This window comes from Rhizobium sp. 'Codium 1' (assembly GCF_020889605.1).
In the GTDB taxonomy this organism is placed as follows: domain Bacteria; phylum Pseudomonadota; class Alphaproteobacteria; order Rhizobiales; family Rhizobiaceae; genus Allorhizobium; species Allorhizobium algae.
The window spans coordinates 23,527-42,330 of sequence record NZ_JAJGPW010000006.1 but is presented as its reverse complement, the minus strand read 5'-3'; the positions used below and the strand labels follow the sequence as shown (position 1 = coordinate 42,330).

Below are 18,804 nucleotides of genomic sequence, written 5' to 3'. Positions count from 1 at the left end.
CAGCGGCGTTGTGAAGGCAAAGGGAGACCCGAAATGAGACCAGGACAGGCCCTCGCCATCGATACGATCCTCATCGTCGAAGACGATGTCTTCATCTCAATGGACGCTGCCGACGCCGTCGCGCGGGCAGGCGTCAATGTAATCACCACCGAAACGGTCTGTGACGCACTTGAGATCCTCGAAACGGAACATATTTCGGGCGCTATACTCGACTTCATGGTCAAGGACGGTGCCGTGACGCCGATCGTGCAAAAACTGCGGCGCAGCGGGATACCGTTCCGCATCGTGTCGGGGTCGGCGATCAAGGAGATCGAGGACAAGGGTATCCCGCCGGAACTCTGCGCGGCCAAACCGGCTGATTACAGGCAGGTGCTCGTGTCGTTGATGAAAGACGTTCCCGCGCCTAGCAGCCACTGACCCGAAGTGAGGGTCAGCTTCGTTTTGACATCAAGCGCTCAAGCGTTCGTTCCACCACATCGACCATGACCATGGTCTGGTGATCGACTTCGATGTTCAGCAGGTCGCCAGGCTTGTAGCGCGGGAAAGTTGTCTGCCGCAGGGTTTCCGGGATCAGGTTGATGGTGAATTCGTCACCATCTGCTTCTGCGACCGTCAGGCTGGCTCCGTTCACGGCAAGATAGCCGCGCTTGAAAACGTATTTGGCCCATTCTTCCGGCACCCGGAAACGAACATGGGCGCCCGGCATCTCCATTTTCGCGCCGACAAGTTCGGCGGTCGTCGCAATGTGTCCGGCGATGTTATGGCCGCCGTTCTCGTCGGTCGGTTTTGCCGAGCGTTCGATGTTGACGCCGTCTCCTGTCTTCAGTCCGCCGAGATTGGTCCGATCCAGAGTTGCATCCATCGCATCGAAGGTCACGATCGTGCTGTCCATCGACGTCACAGAGAGGCAGACACCCTCCACGTTTACACTCGCGCCGATCTGCAGATCGACCACCAGCCGTTCCGGCAACTCGATAAAGAAGGTTGTATAGCCATCATGACGGATGATGGACTTGATCGGGGCGACGGTCTGGACAATGCCGGTATACATGAAGCTTTCCTCGGTGATGCGCAGCGAAGGTAATGTCTCGCGGGCCAAAGACAATCCCTGCTGCGGGACTCTGTGTTCAGCATTTTACCGCTTCAGGAACGCCCAGCAGGTGGGCTGGTTGGGCACATGCGGCTTTCGACCGGGTTGCGATCTTGCTTCCGGTTGTCCTAGATCTGTCGTGTGCATGCGGCAGTCTGCGCGCTAAATTTCAAGCTGGTGGTAATTCGATGACGAAAATTCTCTGCCTCGCTCTCAATCCGGCCATCGATATCTCTAGCGATGCCGAGGTCGTTCGACACACCCACAAGACGCGTACGCACAATCAGCAGCAATTTCCCGGCGGCGGCGGGATCAACGTTGCGCGTGTGATCGCCACGCTCGGCGGTGTCTGCGAACTGATGTTCCTCTCCGGTGGCGCGACCGGAGAGTTGCTCGAGGCCATGCTGAAGCGTCTGCCGGTTACCGCGCGGCCATTCCCGATCCACGATCCGGTGCGCGTCGCGTATGCGGTGCATGAAACCTCCACCAATCTCGAATATCGTTTCGTGCCGGAGGGGCCCCTCGTGACGGAGGAGGAACTGGCTCCCGTCTTCGAGGCGATCGTAGCGAGCGATGCGGACATCATCGTGGCAAGTGGCAGTCTGCCGCGCGGCGTACCCGACGATACTTATGTGCGGCTTGCCGAAATCATCGCCGCCAAGGGCGCGCGACTGGTTCTGGATACGTCGGGGCTTCCACTGTCGGAAGCCCTCTCCAGATCGCGCATGTTCCTGGTGAAGCCGAGCCTGGGGGAGTTCGAGGCATTTCTCGGGCGCAAGCTGACCCATGAAGAGGTCGGACCCGCAGCACAGGATTATGTCCGAACAGGTGCTGCCCAGTATATCGCAGTGACGCTTGGTGCCGACGGGGCGGTTCTCGCTACGGCGGATGGCATCATTCGGCTGCCGGCCATCGATGTTCCCGTCAACTCGGCGACGGGTGCGGGTGACAGCTTCGTCGCGGGCATGGTCTGGGCGCTGGCCGAGGGACGGGATGTCGAAGAGGCATTCCGGTTCGGGCAGGCTTCCGGGGCGGCCACGGTGATGACCGCCGGAACCGAGCTTTGCCGTCGTGGCGATGTGTTCGACCTGTTCGAGCGCGAGCAGCGGCGCGCTTGAATCCTGTCGGACGGATCACGCCCACGGGAAAACCGCGCCCGGCCCGTTTTATTACTTGTCACTGACAATCAACTTTTATATTGGAGGGCAGCGTGGAGACGCGGCTTAAGGCGTCCGATTTTTATCATCAGTTTACAGGGAGCTCCCAATGCCGCTTACTCATTCGGGACCTTCGCTCAAGCGATTCTGCCTTCTCCTGACTGTCATCCTGTCCGCCGCTGGCGTTCATGCGCAGGAAACGAGCCCGGGTTTTATCCCGCCCCCGATCACCGCACCGCAGGCCTCGACGGAGCGCGCTCCAGGGCTTCCCTCGGCAGCGAATAGCCAGGAAGCCGAGACTCCGACGGGAGCCTCCACAACGGCTTTGCCTGCCTCGCCGGAAACTGCCGTATCTGCGCCTGTGACCGCTGGATCAGCAGCGCCGGACACACTGATTACTCCTGCGGTTGCGCAAGCAGAGGCCCCTGTGCCGGATACCGCTTCTGGCGGGACCGTGGCCGACCCTGCTGCCGCTGCTCTGCTGCCGCCGACGCCGGTCGCTGCGGAAGCGGAACCGACCGCTGCGGTAACCGGTCTGCCGCATGACCTGTCGCCGGAAGGCATGTTCATGGCGGCCGATTGGGTCGTCAAGTCGGTGATGATCTCGCTGGCATTCGCCTCAATGCTCACCTGGACTGTTTGGCTCGCCAAGTCGCTGCAGCTTTTCGGCGCACGGGCTCGGGCCAAGGGCGGCCTGAAGGCCGTCACCCGGGCGCACCAGCTGCAAGATGCTCTTCAGGCGCTCGAAAAGCGTGGTGGTGTGGTGGCGACCATGGTTCGCGCCGCCGAACACGAAATGCGCCTTTCGGACGCTGCAATCGACCAGGTTGGAGGTGACGGGGTCAAGGAACGGGTCGCATCGGCGCTTGCGCGGATCGAGGCGCGGGCCGGACGCCAGATGTCGAACGGGACCGGTGTTCTCGCGAGCATCGGCTCGACCGCGCCCTTCGTCGGTCTTTTCGGTACGGTCTGGGGTATCATGAACTCCTTTATCGGTATTGCCGAGACGCAGACCACCAATCTCGCGGTCGTGGCGCCTGGTATTGCAGAAGCGCTGCTCGCGACGGCCATTGGCCTGGTTGCGGCCATTCCGGCCGTCATCATCTACAACGTCTTTGCCCGTTCAGTGACGGGATACCGCCAGTTGCTCGCCGATGCCGGTGCCGGCATCGAGCGGCTCGTCAGCCGCGATCTCGACTTCCGCAAGAGTGCAAGGATCGCTCAGGCGAGCATGGCGATGGCGGCGGAGTGAGCAGATGGCCGGTGGTATCCGCGACAACAGCTCGGGTGACGATCTCGTCGAGAACCACGAGATCAACGTAACGCCCTTCATCGACGTCATGCTGGTGCTGCTGATCATTTTCATGGTTGCGGCGCCGCTGTCGACGGTCGATGTGAATGTCGATCTGCCCGCCTCGACGGCCAAGCCCGCCGACCGCCCGGATGAGCCTGTCTATGTGACGTTGAAGGAAGACATGAGCCTGTCGCTCGGCAATGACACCGTCGTCCGCGAAGGGCTCGGTGCGTCGCTCGACAAGATGACGGAGGGCAATAAGGATGCCCGCATCTTCCTGCGCGCAGACAAGACCGTGGACTACGGCCAGTTCATGGAGGTCATGAACCTGTTGCGGGATGCGGGTTACCTGAAGATCGCGCTCGTTGGTCTGGAAAGCTTGCCGACAGCGCAAGAGCCAGGGACAGATCCGGGGCCGACCCCGGTGGAGACCGCGCCATGATCGAGCCCCGCTCCGCGAGACGTGTCGTTGGTGAGGGGCTGTTGTGGACCACGGCCGGTCTGTTGATTGCCACCGCGCATGCAGGCGCTGTTGCGGTTCTCCTGCGCGAACCCGAGATGGTCGTCGCCGACAACGGACCACCGCCGGCGATCATGATCGAACTTGCGCCCGAACCCGAAGCCGTGATCACCGAAGAGAACGAGATCTCGACGGAAGAGGTTGATTCCGAAGAGGTGAAGACCGCGTCCAGCGAGCCCTTGCCGGAACCCGTTCCAGATCCGGTGGCGCAGCCCTTGCCGGAGCCTCCGCCGCCAGAACCGGAACCGGATGTGGCAGAGGCCTTGCCGGAACTGCCTCCCGTGACCGAACCCTTGCCCGAGCCGCCGCCGGAGATCGGCCCGATCGAGCGGATGGTGATGGCGGAACTCGACAATGTCGAGGTTCCGATCCCCATGATGCGGCCTCCGGTGCCGAGGCCGAAGGTCGAGAAGAAGAAAGAACCTGCGCCCAAGAAGGTGGTAAAGAAGCAGCAGGCGCAGCCGCCGGCCAGCCAGGCCGCGCGCACGGCAAAGGCCGAAGTGGCCCAGTCGACTCGCAATGCCGCTGCAGCGACGGCCAATGGGTCCGGTCGCAGCATTTCGCCAGCGCGATGGCAGTCGCGACTGATGTCGCATCTCGAGCGCCGCAAGCGTTATCCGAGCGCTGCGCGCAGTAACCGCGAAGAGGGCACGGTCTATGTGCGCTTCCGGATCGACAATTCCGGCAATGTGCTTTCGGTCTCGTTGTCGCGCTCGTCAGGCTATCCTACGCTCGACAGTGCTGTGCTCGATATGGTGCGGGCGGCGTCGCCAGTCCCGGCACCGCCTGAAGGCGTCAACAAGACGATCACTGCTCCGGTGCGCTTCAATCTGCGCTGAGCCTGGCCTGGGCCACCAAGGCCAACGCCTCACGCGCAACCAATGCGCGGAGCTTTCCTGCATCCAGCCGTATCCAATCGATCTCGCCGGTACCATGTGAGAGTTGCTGGTCCAGTACGTCGGCCGTCGCGTCGGAGTCGGTAACGGGGCGCATTTCGATGCGGGACCGCAGGATCGACGGGTCGGCCTCAAGCCACAGTCCGACGAATCGCACTCCAGTCTTCTCCGCGACCTGCTTTATGGCTTGTCTTTCCTCGGCACGGGCGAATACGGCATTGGCCACGACGGAGCCGCCGGCATTGATCACCAGTTCGGTTTTTTCAGTCATTGCAGCATAAACTCTCTTGGATACCTCCGGCCGATAGGCTTCTGCCGGCATCGGTGCCCCCCTGACATGGCCGAGGATAGCGCGGCGGAGGCGATCGCTTTCAAGAAGGCGCGCACCTGGTGCGAGGCCCAGCTGAGGGGCGATGGCTTCGGCCAGTGTCGATTTGCCTGAACCGCTCAGGCCTCCAATCGCGACCAATATCGGTTCCTCCTCTCGCAGCAAGTCAAGTGCCAGCGCCCGATAGGCCCGTGCTTCTTCGGCGGCATGGCCGGTCTGATCACCCAGATCGCGCAATTGCGTCGCGCCGACATGGGCGCGGATCGCGGCTCTCAGAGCGAGCAGGAATGGGAAGAGACCATAGCCCGCATCGTCGCCGGTCCTGTCGAGATACCGGTTGACGACGGCGTTGGCGAAATCAGGCAGGTTCCGGTGCCAGAGGTCCATCAGCAGGAAGGCAAGGTCGTAGAGGATGTCGGATTCTGCGAGGTTATCGTTGAAGTCGATGCAATCGAACATGCGCGGCCCCTCGGGGCCAAGAAAGATGTTGTGAAGGTGCAGGTCGCCGTGACAGTGGCGGATCATGCCGGCGCGCTCCCGCTCGTCGAGCAACAGCGCGTGGCGATCGAGAGCCGTTCTGAACAAGGTGTTGAGGACCGTTGTCTGCTCCGCGCTGAAGAGCGTCACGGCTGAAAAGGCCGCATCATTGATATCGAGGACTGCCGAGAGGTTTTCCTTCCCGCTATGCCGGTGAACGACCTCGGCATTCCTGTGAAAGTCTCCAATGCGTTCGGCCGTCTCTTCCATCAGGGGCTTGGACAACTGGCCGCGTTCTGCCATGCGATCGAACAGCATATCCTGGGAAAAGCGATTCATCTCGACGACGTAGTCGATCGTTTTTCCGTCGCCGTCGAATGAAATTTCACCAGAAGCGTCCTGCGTGATTCGCCTTACGCCGCAATAGATTTCCGGCGCCGTGCGCCCGTTGAGCGCAAGTTCTGCCTTGCAATAGCGCTGCCTCAGCGCGAGCGTCGAGAAGTCGGCATAGGGTAGCTTCACGGCCCGTTTGAGCTTGTAGGCCTTTTCGCCCGCCAGGAAAATCAGGGATATATGGGTCTCGATCACCTCCACGGCTGAGGTGATCCCATGGCTTGCCGGGTCCCGGAGATAGGCGATCGCGACGGATTGGTCCTCGACTAACATGCATCCTCCCGCGTGACGGTCGGCGCAGTTTCGACCATTCGCGAAACGAAGGCCAGCATCTTGCACATCGACCTTTGTCGCAGGGAGGAAGGGCCGGTGGATGTCCACCGGCCCTTGCACACTCAGTCGATGTCGAACTTGACGCCCTGGGCGAGTGGCAGGGTGCGGCCGTAGTTCACGGTGTTGGTCTGGCGGCGCATATAGGCCTTCCAGCTGTCCGAGCCGGATTCGCGGCCACCGCCCGTTTCCTTCTCACCACCGAAGGCACCGCCGATTTCGGCACCCGACGGGCCGATGTTGACATTGGCAATCCCGCAATCCGAGCCACGGTCGGAGACGAAGGCTTCGGCTTCGCGGATGTCGTTGGTGAAGATCGACGACGAGAGACCTTGGGGCACATCGTTGTTGAGCGCGAGCGCCGTGTCGAAATCGGCATATTTGATGACATAGAGGATCGGGGCGAAGGTTTCCTCAACGACCGGGCCGCACTGGTCCGTCATTTCGACGAGCGCCGGGCGCACGTAGAAGGCTTCAGCTGCTTCGTCAGAGCGGACGCGGTCGCCGCCGTGCACCTTGCCGCCATTGGCCTTTGCGGCTTCCAGGGCGTGTTGCATGCGCTCATACGAGCCCTTGTCGATCAGCGGTCCGATCAGGTTGCCGGCTTCCAGCGGGTTGCCAATGGTGACGGAGCCATAGGCCTTGACGAGGCGCGGCACCAGCGTGTCGTAGACGCTTTCGTGCACGAAGAGGCGGCGCAGGCTTGTGCAGCGCTGGCCGGCGGTGCCCATGGCGGAGAAGGCAACGCCACGGAGCGTCAGATCGAGATCGGCGGTCGGGCCGACGATGGCGGCATTGTTGCCGCCGAGTTCGAGGATCGAACGGCCGAAGCGGGCGGCGACGCGCGGGCCGACAGCGCGGCCCATGGCGGTCGAGCCGGTTGCCGAGATCAACGGGACCTTCGGATGATCGACGAGGATCTCGCCGATGTCACGGCCGCCGATCAGGAGCGTCGAGAGATTGGCTGGCGCCTTGCCGCCCTGGGCGTTGTATCGCTTCAAAGCTTTTTCGAAGATCGCATGGGTGGCGATGGCGGTGAGAGGGGTCTTTTCCGACGGCTTCCAGATCGTGGAGTTTCCGCAGACCAGAGCCAGTGCGGCGTTCCACGACCAGACCGCCACAGGGAAGTTGAAGGCCGAGATGATGCCGGTGACGCCGAGCGGGTGCCAGGTTTCCATCATGCGGTGTTCGGCGCGTTCGGTTGCGATCGTCAAGCCGTAGAGCTGACGCGACAGACCGACGGCGAAATCGCAGATGTCGATCATTTCCTGAACTTCGCCCAGGCCTTCCGAGGTGATCTTGCCGACTTCGATGGAGACCAGACGGCCGAGTTCGGTCTTGGCGGCGCGCAGTTCCTCCCCGAGCAGGCGGATCAGTTCGCCACGTTGCGGGGCGGGTACGAGGCGCCATTCGAGGAAGGCCTTGTGGGCTGCGTCGATGGCCTTGCGGGTGTCGTCGGCCGAGATTTCGGCGACGGCTGCGATGGTCTCACCGTTGATCGGCGAACGTACCGACAGCGTGCCGCCAGTCAGTGCCTTGGCGTCGACGCCGAAGCTTGCCATGAGGGTTGCCGTTTCGGCAGAAAACTTGAGAGTGGCGAGGGTCATGGTGGTCCTTCCGTCAGGTCTACCTGGTTCTTGTTCGTTCAAAATCGTGCGCCGGCCAGATGCGCCACCTGGGCGCCGGCCTCGTACCATGTTTCCTTCAGGGTGCGGAAGGCCGGTGCTTGTGGATCGGTAAGTGGCAGGGGAAGTTCTCCCTCTGCTATCTGGCCGAGGATATGGCCTGCGATCGTCTTTCCAAAAACGGTCCCCGGCGAGATGCCGCGGCCATTATAGCCTGAAAAGCCGATGACGCCTGGCGCAAACTTGTGAAAACGCGGCAGGGCATTGGTGGTCATGCCGATCTGGCCGTACCATTCGCTTTCGAAGGCGATGTCGCCGATCTGAGGGAAGATCGCCTTCAGGGCCCGCTGCGCCCAGGCGCGGTGGATGGAAAGGCCGGTGCCGCGCAAGGCGCCGACACTGCCGAAGACCATTCGTCCCGCCTTGTCCAAGCGGAAGGAGGAAAGCACTTCCTTCGTGTCCCAGCACCCTTGGCGCTCCGTCAGTACAGACTTACGCAAGTTGTCGCTGAGCGGGACGGTGGCGAAGTTGAAATAGGGCAGGTGAACCTGTTCCTCGCGCACAGCGGCGAAGGGGCCGTGGCTATAGGCATCCGTTGCGACAACGATCCATTGCGCATCGACGGAGCCTTGCGCGGTTGAGACTCGCCACCCCTTTGCTGTCTTGTCGTAGGACACGACCGGGCTTGCCGTATGCAGAACCGCTCCGGCCTTCTGTGCCGCATGTGCAAGTCCCCTTGCATAGGCGAGGGGCTGCAGCGTTCCGGTGCGGCGGTCAAGCAGAGCGCCTTGATACGCACGTGTTCCGATCTTGTATTCGGTCTGCGCTTCATCGAGCAGTTCCACCGGTGCACCCCGACGTTGCCATTGCTCGGCGCGCGCCTCGATCTCCTTGCGCCCACCGGTTCCCACGGCGCAGTGCAGGGTGCCCGTGCGTTCAAGCTCGCATTCGATCCCGTGACGGTCGATCAGATCCATCACCGCGCGCGGGCCGTTGCCGAGGAGTTCGAGCAAACGTTCGCCATAAACAGGGCCGAGTTCTCCCTGCAGGTCGTCCGGCATGACCCACATGCCGGCATTGATCAGCCCGACATTGCGGCCCGCGCCTCCGAAGCCAATTTCCTTGGCTTCGAGGAGAATGACGCTGGTCCCGGCTTCGGCGAGGTGCAGGGCTGCGGAGAGGCCGGTATAACCGCCACCGACGATCACGACATCTGCTTTGGCCGTGCCTTCGAGCGGCGGTGCCTGTGGAGCAGCCGGGGCCGTCTTTTCCCAAAGTCCGTGGGAGCGAGGATCGTTCAGCATTGCATGGCCCCGGGCTCTCAATGGTTTCGAGGCCGCAGCCCATTCAGGGTGCATCATTCCGCCTCGTACTGTCTTGTGATTTCTAGAAGAGCGTTCTACCCCATTCCAGCGATAAATTCTCAACAGATCATTCCGAAAAGGCATGACCAATGCTCCCCGCGCGCCGCTTCCTCCCGTCGCTTTCCTTGCTGGCCGCCTTCGAGGCCGCGGCGCGTACCGGGAGCATCACGGCGGCCGCACGTGAACTCGACCTCACTCAGAGTGCCGTCAGCCGCCAGATCAAGGCGCTCGAGAACCAGCTCGGGGTGGAGCTCTTCCTGCGTGAACGGCAGACGATACGCCTGACGGTCGCGGGCGACAGCTATGCTCGCGAGATCCGTGAGGCGCTCCGGCGCATTTCGAGCGCTTCGCTCAACCTGCGCGCCAATCCGCAGGGAGGAACGTTGAATCTGGCGATCCTGCCCACCTTCGGCGCGCGCTGGCTCGCGCCCCGTCTCGGGCAGTTTCTGGCAGCCAATCCCGGCATCACGATCAATCTGGTGACGCGGCTGTCTCCCTTCGACTTCCGCCTCGATTCCATCGACGCGGCGATCCATTTCGGCGATGCCGTGTGGCCGGGTGCGGAACTGACCCTCTTGATGGAGGAGGAGACCATTCCGGCCTGCAGCCCCGGCTACAGACGCAAGCTCGCGATCGAGAAGCCTGCCGATCTGCTCGCCGCGTCGCTGTTGCATCTTACCACGCGGCCGGATGCCTGGGAGCGCTGGTTCACCGAAAACGGCATCGCCTTCGAGAGCGTACACGGCATGCTCTTCGACCAGTTCGCCACGGCATCTCAGGCGGCAATCGGTGGCCTGGGCGTTGCGTTGTTGCCGACCTTCCTGATCCAGGATGAGCTTGCGCGGGCCGAACTCGTCCCTGCCATCGACCGGCCGATGCGGAGTGCGCAACGCTACTATCTCGCCTCTCCACGCGAAAGGGCGGAGTATCCGCCGCTCGTCGCCTTTCGCGCGTGGATCTTGCGGGAATTGTCCGAAGCCTGAAGTCTTCGATCAGATGGCGGTGGCCGTCGCTGCGATCCAGACGGCGAAGACCAGATGCGTCAGGTGATGAAGTGTCTGGTCGGTGCCGAGAAGCCACCAGTAGGCGGCCTGCTCGACATTCAGTCGGTATCGCTTCTGGACTAAGGTCTTGCTCTTGTCGATCAGCCCGTGCACCACGAAATCGATCGCGGCAAGCCAGGCAAGCTGTGGAGCGAGCAGGAGAGCTATCAGCAGCGTGCCGGCCGCGTGTACCGAGACATGGGCGAGCAGCGGAGCACGCCAGTTCGTCGGTTGTTCCTTGCCCTTTGCCATCCAGCTTGTCTGGAACAGGAAGTCGGCCACCAAGTGCTTGATGATGAACAGAGCGACGGCCCAGATGAAAAGCTGGGTGGAGATTTGCTCCGGCATGGTGGGCATGAACGTTCCTTCGGCATTGGGACCTGACCGAAGATAGACCACTCTCCAAAACGCTGTGAAGCGGCCTTTTGGGCTACTCAGTTTTGCGCTTTGCGCTTCCTTTACATAAAGACGGCGTTTCGGTGCTGCCCGTTAGGACCATGGTAGTGCCTGTGGGTTTGTCACCAGCCGTCGGAAAGCACCTTTTCCAGCATGTCGACGAAGAAATCCGCACTTTCGCGGCTAAGGCAGAGCGGTGGCTTTATTTTCAAAACGTTAAGATGATCGCCCGTCGGTTGCATGATCACGCCGAGATCGAGCAACCTCTGGCAGATCCCGGCCGTTTCCTCCGTCGCCGGCTCAAGTGTCTCACGATCGCGAACGAATTCCAGTCCGAGATAGAGACCCATGCCATGAACGGCGCCGACAAGCGGGAAGCGCTGGCCGAGAGCTTCAAGGCGGGCTTTGAGATGATCGCCGGTGACGCGTGCATTCTCCTGCAGGCCCTCGTCATGCATGATGTCGAGGACCGTCATGCCGACCACGCAGCTTACGGGGCTCCCGCCGGACGACGAGAAGAAGTAGCCTTCCTTCTCCAGACTATCGGCGATCTCCCGACGTGTGATCACGGCGCCAAGCGGCTGGCCGTTGCCCATGCCCTTGGCGACCGTGATGATATCAGGCACGACGCCCTGCTGCTCGAAGCCCCAGAAGTGGTGGCCGAGCCGGCCATAACCGACCTGCACTTCGTCGGCGATGCAGAGACCGCCACGTTCATGAACCAGATCGTAGACTGCGCGGAGATATCCGGGGGGCAGCGGAATACCACCCGCATTGCCATAGACGCTTTCGGCGATGAAGCCGCCAAGCTGGCCACCGCTGTTTTCGATCTCTGCAATCTTTTCGGCAACAGCTCCGACATAGGCTTCCGTCGATCCGTCGCCGCGATGCTTGCCCCTGTAGGTGTTGGGTGACAGGACCGGATGGACCCAGTCTGGGCGGGTCTCCAGGGCGCGGGGATTGTCGGCGATCGAGGTCGAAACGGCATCACTGGCAACCGTCCAGCCGTGATATGCCTCAAGCAAGCTCAGGATATTGCGATGGCCACTATGGGCCCAGGCTAGCCTTAGTGCCAGATCGACGGCTTCTGAGCCGGAGTTGACGAGGAAAACGGTGTCCAGCCCTTCCGGAGCCAGAGATGCCAGCCGGTCCGAAAATTCTGCGACAGCCGCGTAGTGAAAGCGGGAATTGGTGTTGAGCAGCGCCCATTGCCGCTCAACGGCACCTGCCAGGCGGGTGTGGCCATGACCGAGGATCGTCACGTTGTTGACCATGTCGAGATAAGCGCGGCCCTTTACGTCGAAGAGATGTTCCTTCCAGCCGCGTTCGATCTGTGGCGGATTGGCATAGTAGTGCTTCTGCGGCTTGGCGAAGCTCCTGTGGCGGCGGTCCAGTACGGCGGCGCTGTCCGTTTCGGGCGCGTCCACGCCGACACCGAGGAGGCATGACGGGGACGGGCAGAGGCGCCGCCAGATGGTGCTCTGCTGTGGTCTTGAAAAGAGTGGCGGAACGAGATCGGGATCGCGGCAGAGCTGAATTCGCAGGCCGCCAATGCCGCCGGCCGCGCCTGCCACCTTGCCGATGGCATCACCCGCCGTGACGCTCGCTCCGTCTTCCAGGCTGCAGTCGATGCCATCGAGATGAAGCGACAGAGCATGCGTAGACAGGATGAGATGATGCCCGTCGAGCAGGATGGTGCCATCGAAAGGGGCGAAAGCTTCTGTCGCGCCGGGAAGACAGACGTCGATATGCAGGGCATAGGTGGCCGGCGCCGTTACAGAGAGAAGCTTGGTGTAAGACAGCCGATACTCGCCATAGCGGGTCGATGCGACACCGGTTTCCACCGCGGCACGTGCAAGCAGCTTCCAGTCGATCTCCTGGTCTGCCCAGCTGTCGCGCGGCAGGTCCGGGCTGGTGACGGTCAGGTCGGTCAGCCGGAAATCGCCGGCCTTGAGCGACGGGAGCAGCAGATGCGAAATCTCGATATCCGGCGCATCGTTGCTCGCGCCGGCAGCGTCCAGGATTGCAGCCTCCATCAACGGATAAGGCACCGATGTGGCGACCTCCAAGATCGCGCGCTCATGGTCGACATTGCCGAGTACGTAGTCGTTGTCCGGTTCGATCGACAGCTGATGCTCGCTGCTGGCGACGAGCACTCCGGCCCGCGCGACGATCAACGGCCAGAGTGCTTTCAGTTCCTCATTGCTCAGCGGGTAGGCTTCGTGGAAGGCTTTGACCGCCGGCAGGATGAAAAATGGGTCGCCATCGGCATGATGGAGCAGTGCGGCACAGGTGACGGCGAGATCGGCCACCAGCCAGCCATACAGCACGTCACCGAAATCGATTACGCCATCCGGCATCAGTCGCCCTGCGGCGTTCGGTGTAGCGACGACATTGTCGTCGGTGATGTCGTGATGGATGGCCTGGATGCGGAGACTGGGGGCAAGCGGCTGGATGCGCTTGACTGCCATGATCATGGCCTTGGCAATCCGGTCTCGCTGCTTCTGGTCCGTAATGGATTTGAGCAGATGCAGGGCGATCGGGCCTGCCCGGCGCAGGTCCCATTGCAGTTCCCGGTCGAGGCCGTCGTGCCTGAAATCCTTCAGTCCACGCGCGACACGCGCCACAACATCGCCCAAGGCGGCGACGGTTTCGGCCGAGAGGTGCTTCTGGCGGGTCAGCGGTTGACCATCGAGATAGGAGAGCAGCCTGATCCAGTAGCGCTCGCCGTCGAGCTCGATCTGCGGAATGTAGTCTCCTGTAAGGGCGGCGATCGGCTCAGGAATACGCAAGCCTGTGTCGAGACTGCGAAGATGCTCCATGGCGTGGTTCTGGGCTTCCAGCTCGTGGCGCGGATAGTCCGCACGCGTCACCTTCAGGACGAGGCGTTGCGTGCCGGTGTCGATCTGGAAGTTGCGATCCTGCTGGCTGCCGAGTTCCCGGATGGGACCACTGAAACCATAGAATTCACTGAAGATGAACTTGGCGTCGTCGAGCGAGACGTTCGGGCGTGGCAATTCGGTGCGCTGGAGCAGATCCGAGTCGGCCATACGGTTTCTCCCAGGGGAATCATGACGGGAGATTAGCAGAGCCTTGCTCGGCGTCTATCCCGCAGAACGGCGGGAGCAAAGGCAATGGGCGCCGTTGCCGGCGCCCATGTCAGTGTCAGCCCATCCGCTCGGAGGCGTAGGAGCCCGGGCTTGCGGGGAAAACGACGGTACGATTGCCGTTGATGAAGGTACGGTGATGGATGTGGGCGTGGATGGCCCGTGCCAGCACCTGGCTTTCAACGTCACGACCGATCGAGACATAGTCGTCTGCCGACTGGGCATGGGTGATGCGCGCGACGTCCTGCTCGATGATCGGGCCTTCATCAAGGTCCGTGGTCACGTAGTGCGCCGTCGCACCGATCAGCTTCACGCCGCGCTCGAAGGCCTGCTTGTAGGGGTTCGCCCCTTTGAAGGAGGGCAGGAAGGAGTGGTGAATGTTGATGATCTTGCCGGACATCTTGCGGCACATGTCATCGGACAGAACCTGCATGTAGCGGGCGAGTACGATCAGTTCGGTGCCGGTGTGTTCTGCCAGGTCCATGATTCGGGCCTCAGCTTCCGGCTTGTTCTCCTTCGTCACCTTGATGTGGTGGAAGGGGATGTCGTGGTTCACGACAACCTTCTGGTAATCGAAGTGGTTGGAGACGACGCCAACGATGTCGATCGGCAGCGCGCCGATCTTCCAGCGGTAGAGAAGGTCGTTCAGGCAGTGGCCGAAACGCGAGACCATCAGCAACACCTTCATGCGCTTGGCGGCATCGTGCAATTCCCAGTTCATGCCGAATTTTTCGGCGACGGGACCAAAGCCCTTTTCCAGCTTTGTTTCAGCGACGCCTTCCTCGGAGATGAAGGACACGCGCATGAAGAACTGGCCGGTGTGAAGGTCGTCGAACTGGGAACTGTCGACGATGTTGCAACCCTGCTCCGCGAGATAGCCCGAAATCGCAGCCACGATGCCGCGGGTCGACTGGCAGGATACGGTCAATACATAGCTCGTCATAGGTTCTATCATCTCCTCGGCGGGTGCAGCCGCGTGTCTCTATCGCATCTCCGGCGCGATCGGAAGCGCGCACCGGAAACTGACTGTTGTCCTTGCGAAGGGGAGGCCTTTTCACGGCGCGCCTTCCTGTCTTCGCGTTGGGTCGAGATTAGGGCAGGAAATGCAAAACCTCGTTCCTATTGCGCCTTTCGAAGGCGCATCTTCGCCGTTCCCATGGTCACGACGGACAAATCACCGGGTCCCCCCATCCGTGGCATTGACCTTTGCCCAAGCACCAATAACCTGCGCCCAACTTAGCTCCGGACCGAGACCGTCATGGCATCCCGAATGAAAATTCCCACCGGCACAAGCACCCTCATCGATCTGGTGCGTGCCTCCTGTGTCGCGCTCGGGCTCCTTGCCATGACGTCGCAGCCGGTGCTTGCAAGCGGGACGTGCCTCAGGGGCGTCAACCTTGCAGGTGCCGAGTTCGGTGAGGAAGACGGTGTCTATGGTACGGCCTATACCTATCCGACCGACGCGACGATCGCCTATTTCGCCGACAAGGGGTTCAACTCCGCGCGGCTGCCTTTCTCCTGGTCTCGCCTGCAAACATCGCTGGACGCTGATTTCGATCAGGCGGAATTCGATCGGCTCAAAGATACGGTATTGCGCTTGCGCGCGGCGGGGCTGACCGTGGTCCTCGACCCGCACAACTACGCCCGGTATCGAGGCGAATTGATCGGCTCACCGGGCGTACCTTACGAGGCATTCGCGAAATTCTGGACCAGGCTTGCTCTGGCCTTTGGCAATCAGGACGGTATCGTCTTCGGGCTGATGAACGAACCGCATACCATGCCGACCGCGCAATGGTTGGATGGAGCCAATGCTGCAATCGCGGCGATCCGGGCCACGGGTGCCCGCAATCTCATCCTCGTGCCGGGAAATGCCTGGTCGGGCGCGCATAGCTGGACCGGAGAAGGTTATGACGGTGCCAATGGCACGGTCATGCTCGGGGTGAAGGATCCGCTCGAGCACTACGCTTTCGAAGTGCACCAGTATTTCGACGACGATTTCTCCGGGACGAATGACAATTGCAGCCGGGCGGATGATGCGGTCGCGGCGATCGAAAACTACTCACGTTGGCTGCGTGACAACGGCAAGCGCGGCTATCTGGGCGAATTCGGCGTGCCGGGTGACGAGGTCTGCATTCAGGCGCTCGAACGCATGGTAAAAGTGGTCGAGCGGGACCATGATGTCTGGATCGGCTGGGCTTACTGGGCCGGCGGCGACTGGTGGCCGGAAGAAGAGGCACTGAACATCCAGCCGACAGCGTCTGGCGACCGGCCGCAGCTTCGGGGTCTGACGCCGGTCCTGAAAGACTTTTCAGCTAAGGCATCGACCTGTCCGGCACTCGGCCCCTGATGTCGATGCATGGGTTACCCACTTCAGATGCTTCACCTTCAAAAATGCCCGAAAACGCGACTTTAACGCTTTTCCTCTAGGCAGGCCGGAAGATTGACTGGAACCATCCAACGAGAGGGTGCGGCATGGAGAGCATGACTGCGTCAAGGCCAAGCGCCGTGACAGGCTTGGCCGAGGGCGCGCGTATCGTCCAGATCGTGCGCCAGTATGCGCCGAGCCGGGGCGGTCTCGAAGACGTCGTTTCCAATCTCAGCCGCTCCCTTGCTTCCCGCGGGTTCGCGGTGCGCGTGGTGACACTCGATCGGCTGTTTCGCGATCCCGGCGAGATCTTGCCCTTTCGCGAGATGATCGACGGGGTCGAGGTCGTCAGGATCCCCTGGCGCGGCAGCAGCCGCTATCCGCTGGCACCTGCAGTTTTCCGACATATCTCCGATGCGGATCTCGTTCATGTCCACGGTGTCGATTTCTTCTACGACGCGCTTGCCTGGACACGGCCGTTTCACCGCAAGTCGCTCATCGCCACGACGCATGGAGGGTTCTTCCACACCAAGAACCATGCGGCCATCAAGAAGATCTGGTTCCAGACGGCGACCCGTGCTTCTGCGCTCGCTTACGATGCGCTTGTCTGTTGCAGCCAGTCAGACCACAGGATGTTCGCGCCCATCGCCGGGCATAGGGCACGTCTGATCGAGAACGGCGTGGATATCGAGAAGTTCGCTGCGCTCGGCAGTAAGACGCCCGTGCGGCGTATGGTGACGATTGGTCGATTTTCCGTCAACAAGCGGCTCGACCGTCTGCTTGATTGCATGGCTGCGCTGAAAAGCCGGTCGATCGGCTGGCATCTGGACGTTGTCGGTTCGCCGTCCGACCAGACGGAGGCGGAGCTTCGGGCCGCAATATCGACACGCGGTCTCCAGGATGAGGTGCACCTGCATGTCGGCATATCCGATGCGGAGGTGCGCGAAGTGTTGTCGCGGTCGTCGCTCTTCGTATCCGCCTCGGAATATGAAGGCTTTGGTCTGGTGGCCGTCGAGGCGATGAGCGCCGGGCTTGTGCCTGTGCTGCATTGCAATGACGCCTATCAGGCGCTCGCAGCCCGTCATTCCAGGGTCGCGGTAAGCGATTTTTCCCGCGCGGATGTCGCTGCAACGGCGATAGAGGGCACATACGAGGCGTTGTTCGCTTCACCCGGTCGTCGCTCCGAGATGATGGTCGCCGCCTCGCAGCATGGCTGGTCTGACGTCTGCGATCGGCATGTCGCTCTCTATGGAGAAGTCCTTGGATCCCGGTCGCAGGAGGTGCTAGCCTGATGAAATCAGCTTCCAAGCGTATCCTTGTCGTTTCGGGACATCACTTCGCGGATGCTCCTCGCCGCGTCGATCTCCACTTCATGTCGGATCAACTGCGCGAGGAGGGAGCGGCGGTCGATTTCCTGATCTGCCGGCTCAGTCCGCTCAGCCGTTTCATCGGTGACGGGCGTTACAAACATGCGCTCACGCGTCCGATCAATACGTGGTTCCGGCTGGACGAGCGCCTCGAAGAATTCGTCTGGTTCGCCCCGTTTCACCCGATCAATCTGCGCTACGGTTGGCTGAACGCTGTCGTGGCTCCGCTTTACCGTCGGTACGGGCATTTCCTGCCAAAGGCCGTCACGGAACGATTGTCGTCCTACTCGCATATCGTCATTGAAAGCGGGCCTTCGCCGCTGTTGACGCGATATCTGCGTCGACATGCGCCAAAGGCGAAGTTCATCTACCACGCGGCCGACCGGCTGGAGACGATCAGGGTGCATCCCTGCATCATCGAGGAACTGAATGCCACGCTGCCGCAGTATGATCAGATCCGGATCATGGCAGAGGCAATGCGCTCGGATTTCGCTGCCCAGGATCGGGTCGTTTTCGTTCCGCACGGGATCAGCAAAGGACTGTTCGAGGCCGCGGCCACCAGCCCCTATCGAGGCCAGCGCCATGCGATCAGCGTCGGCGACATGATGTTCGATGCCGGCATGATCGAGACCCTTGCAGTCGCGAATCCGGACTGGACCTTCCACCTCTTCGGCAAGAAAGCGCTGCCGCTACAGCCGATGGCCAATATCGTCGTACATGGTGAAGTGCCGTTCGCAACCATCGTGCCGTTCATCAAATTCGCCGATGTCGGGATCGCCCCCTATCGTTCCGGCGCCGGTGCCGACTATCTCAGCCAGTCGAGCCTGAAGATGATCCAGTACAGCTATTGCCATCTGCCGATTGTCGCGCCGCGCTTTGCGGCGGCCGGTCGGGACAATGTCTGTGCCTATGAGCCCGACGATCAGGAGTCGATCCGGGCGGCCTTCGAACGCGCCAAGGTCATGGACCACCTGACCATCGATACGTCCGGTATCTGCGACTGGGAAGAAGTTGTCGACCGGCTGTTCCACGCGCCGGGTGCTGCCTGAATT

16 protein-coding genes are annotated in these 18,804 nt (G+C 61.6%); 9 read left to right on the top strand and 7 right to left on the bottom strand.

The genetic code is table 11. From position 1 onward, the window contains the following. The first annotated feature begins 33 nt into the window (after positions 1-33). Complete coding sequence (locus LJE98_RS15155; RefSeq protein WP_229576061.1) at positions 34-417, top strand: response regulator; 384 nt, start codon at positions 34-36, stop codon at positions 415-417. 13 nt (positions 418-430) lie between these two features. Here LJE98_RS15155 and LJE98_RS15150 read toward each other — a convergent pair whose 3' ends face one another. Then, positions 431-1,099: a riboflavin synthase subunit alpha gene (locus tag LJE98_RS15150; RefSeq protein WP_229576060.1), complete on the bottom strand. Its 669-nt coding sequence runs from the start codon at positions 1,097-1,099 to the stop codon at positions 431-433. A gap of 179 nt (positions 1,100-1,278) precedes the next feature. Between LJE98_RS15150 and LJE98_RS15145 the strand changes: the two genes are divergently transcribed. From LJE98_RS15145 to LJE98_RS15130, 4 genes are all read left to right on the top strand, one after another. Then, complete coding sequence (locus LJE98_RS15145; protein WP_229576059.1) at positions 1,279-2,208, top strand: 1-phosphofructokinase family hexose kinase; 930 nt, start codon at positions 1,279-1,281, stop codon at positions 2,206-2,208. A 148-nt stretch (positions 2,209-2,356) separates the two neighbouring features. Beyond that, entirely contained in the window at positions 2,357-3,499 is a 1,143-nt protein-coding gene (exbB, locus tag LJE98_RS15140; protein WP_229576058.1) for a tonB-system energizer ExbB, read from the top strand. A 4-nt stretch (positions 3,500-3,503) separates the two neighbouring features. Further along, positions 3,504-3,983 carry a TonB system transport protein ExbD gene (exbD, locus tag LJE98_RS15135; RefSeq protein ID WP_229576057.1) on the top strand — a complete coding sequence of 160 codons (480 nt, stop codon included), beginning with the start codon at positions 3,504-3,506 and terminating at the stop codon, positions 3,981-3,983. Beyond that, complete coding sequence (locus LJE98_RS15130) at positions 3,980-4,900, top strand: energy transducer TonB (RefSeq protein WP_229576056.1); 921 nt, start codon at positions 3,980-3,982, stop codon at positions 4,898-4,900. Before exbD ends, LJE98_RS15130 begins: the two co-directional genes overlap by 4 nt. On the opposite strand, the gene LJE98_RS15125 is transcribed toward LJE98_RS15130, so the two are convergent. The 3 genes from LJE98_RS15125 to LJE98_RS15115 all read right to left on the bottom strand — a co-directional run bounded on the left by LJE98_RS15125 (position 4,887) and on the right by LJE98_RS15115 (position 9,414). After that, on the bottom strand, positions 4,887-6,428 hold the full coding sequence (locus LJE98_RS15125) for an AAA family ATPase (protein ID WP_229576055.1): 1,542 nt from the start codon (positions 6,426-6,428) through the stop codon (positions 4,887-4,889). The two genes, LJE98_RS15130 and LJE98_RS15125, sit on opposite strands and share 14 nt — an antisense overlap. Before the next feature lie 122 nt (positions 6,429-6,550). After that, on the bottom strand, positions 6,551-8,092 hold the full coding sequence (locus LJE98_RS15120; protein ID WP_229576054.1) for an aldehyde dehydrogenase family protein: 1,542 nt from the start codon (positions 8,090-8,092) through the stop codon (positions 6,551-6,553). Between the two features lie 38 nt (positions 8,093-8,130). Further along, positions 8,131-9,414, bottom strand: coding sequence for an NAD(P)/FAD-dependent oxidoreductase (locus LJE98_RS15115; protein ID WP_229576053.1), 1,284 nt, complete (start codon positions 9,412-9,414; stop codon positions 8,131-8,133). A gap of 149 nt (positions 9,415-9,563) precedes the next feature. Between LJE98_RS15115 and LJE98_RS15110 the strand changes: the two genes are divergently transcribed. After that, positions 9,564-10,457 carry a LysR family transcriptional regulator gene (locus LJE98_RS15110; RefSeq protein ID WP_229576052.1) on the top strand — a complete coding sequence of 298 codons (894 nt, stop codon included), beginning with the start codon at positions 9,564-9,566 and terminating at the stop codon, positions 10,455-10,457. 9 nt (positions 10,458-10,466) lie between these two features. Here the strand turns inward: LJE98_RS15110 and LJE98_RS15105 are convergent, their stop codons facing one another. The 3 genes from LJE98_RS15105 to purU all read right to left on the bottom strand — a co-directional run bounded on the left by LJE98_RS15105 (position 10,467) and on the right by purU (position 14,963). Beyond that, complete coding sequence (locus LJE98_RS15105) at positions 10,467-10,874, bottom strand: DUF3307 domain-containing protein (protein ID WP_229576051.1); 408 nt, start codon at positions 10,872-10,874, stop codon at positions 10,467-10,469. 161 nt (positions 10,875-11,035) lie between these two features. Further along, a complete protein-coding gene (locus tag LJE98_RS15100; protein ID WP_229576050.1) occupies positions 11,036-13,963 on the bottom strand; it encodes an aminotransferase in 2,928 nt (975 codons plus the stop codon). A 115-nt stretch (positions 13,964-14,078) separates the two neighbouring features. After that, entirely contained in the window at positions 14,079-14,963 is an 885-nt protein-coding gene (purU, locus tag LJE98_RS15095) for a formyltetrahydrofolate deformylase (RefSeq protein ID WP_229576049.1), read from the bottom strand. A 402-nt stretch (positions 14,964-15,365) separates the two neighbouring features. Between purU and LJE98_RS15090 the strand changes: the two genes are divergently transcribed. From LJE98_RS15090 to LJE98_RS15080, 3 genes are all read left to right on the top strand, one after another. Beyond that, on the top strand, positions 15,366-16,367 hold the full coding sequence (locus LJE98_RS15090) for a glycoside hydrolase family 5 protein (protein WP_229576250.1): 1,002 nt from the start codon (positions 15,366-15,368) through the stop codon (positions 16,365-16,367). Between the two features lie 125 nt (positions 16,368-16,492). Continuing rightward, positions 16,493-17,677 carry a glycosyltransferase family 4 protein gene (locus tag LJE98_RS15085; protein WP_420710157.1) on the top strand — a complete coding sequence of 395 codons (1,185 nt, stop codon included), beginning with the start codon at positions 16,493-16,495 and terminating at the stop codon, positions 17,675-17,677. Then, the gene (locus LJE98_RS15080; protein WP_229576047.1) at positions 17,677-18,801 is read left to right on the top strand and encodes a hypothetical protein; all 1,125 of its coding nucleotides are present in this window, start codon (positions 17,677-17,679) and stop codon (positions 18,799-18,801) included. Before LJE98_RS15085 ends, LJE98_RS15080 begins: the two co-directional genes overlap by 1 nt. The last annotated feature ends 3 nt before the right edge of the window (positions 18,802-18,804 follow it).

Excerpts from the sequence above, each read along its gene's own strand:
- LJE98_RS15155 (WP_229576061.1), top strand. The coding sequence starts at position 34 with ATGAGACCAGGACAGGCCCTCGCCATCGATACGATCCTCATCGTCGAA.
- LJE98_RS15145 (WP_229576059.1), top strand. The coding sequence starts at position 1,279 with ATGACGAAAATTCTCTGCCTCGCTCTCAATCCGGCCATCGATATCTCT.
- exbB (WP_229576058.1), top strand. The coding sequence starts at position 2,357 with ATGCCGCTTACTCATTCGGGACCTTCGCTCAAGCGATTCTGCCTTCTC.
- exbD (WP_229576057.1), top strand. The coding sequence starts at position 3,504 with ATGGCCGGTGGTATCCGCGACAACAGCTCGGGTGACGATCTCGTCGAG.
- LJE98_RS15130 (WP_229576056.1), top strand. The coding sequence starts at position 3,980 with ATGATCGAGCCCCGCTCCGCGAGACGTGTCGTTGGTGAGGGGCTGTTG.
- LJE98_RS15125 (WP_229576055.1), bottom strand. The coding sequence starts at position 6,428 with ATGTTAGTCGAGGACCAATCCGTCGCGATCGCCTATCTCCGGGACCCG.
- LJE98_RS15120 (WP_229576054.1), bottom strand. The coding sequence starts at position 8,092 with ATGACCCTCGCCACTCTCAAGTTTTCTGCCGAAACGGCAACCCTCATG.
- LJE98_RS15115 (WP_229576053.1), bottom strand. The coding sequence starts at position 9,414 with ATGCTGAACGATCCTCGCTCCCACGGACTTTGGGAAAAGACGGCCCCG.
- LJE98_RS15110 (WP_229576052.1), top strand. The coding sequence starts at position 9,564 with ATGCTCCCCGCGCGCCGCTTCCTCCCGTCGCTTTCCTTGCTGGCCGCC.
- LJE98_RS15105 (WP_229576051.1), bottom strand. The coding sequence starts at position 10,874 with ATGCCCACCATGCCGGAGCAAATCTCCACCCAGCTTTTCATCTGGGCC.
- LJE98_RS15100 (WP_229576050.1), bottom strand. The coding sequence starts at position 13,963 with ATGGCCGACTCGGATCTGCTCCAGCGCACCGAATTGCCACGCCCGAAC.
- purU (WP_229576049.1), bottom strand. The coding sequence starts at position 14,963 with ATGACGAGCTATGTATTGACCGTATCCTGCCAGTCGACCCGCGGCATC.
- LJE98_RS15090 (WP_229576250.1), top strand. The coding sequence starts at position 15,366 with ATGACGTCGCAGCCGGTGCTTGCAAGCGGGACGTGCCTCAGGGGCGTC.
- LJE98_RS15085 (WP_420710157.1), top strand. The coding sequence starts at position 16,493 with ATGGAGAGCATGACTGCGTCAAGGCCAAGCGCCGTGACAGGCTTGGCC.
- LJE98_RS15080 (WP_229576047.1), top strand. The coding sequence starts at position 17,677 with ATGAAATCAGCTTCCAAGCGTATCCTTGTCGTTTCGGGACATCACTTC.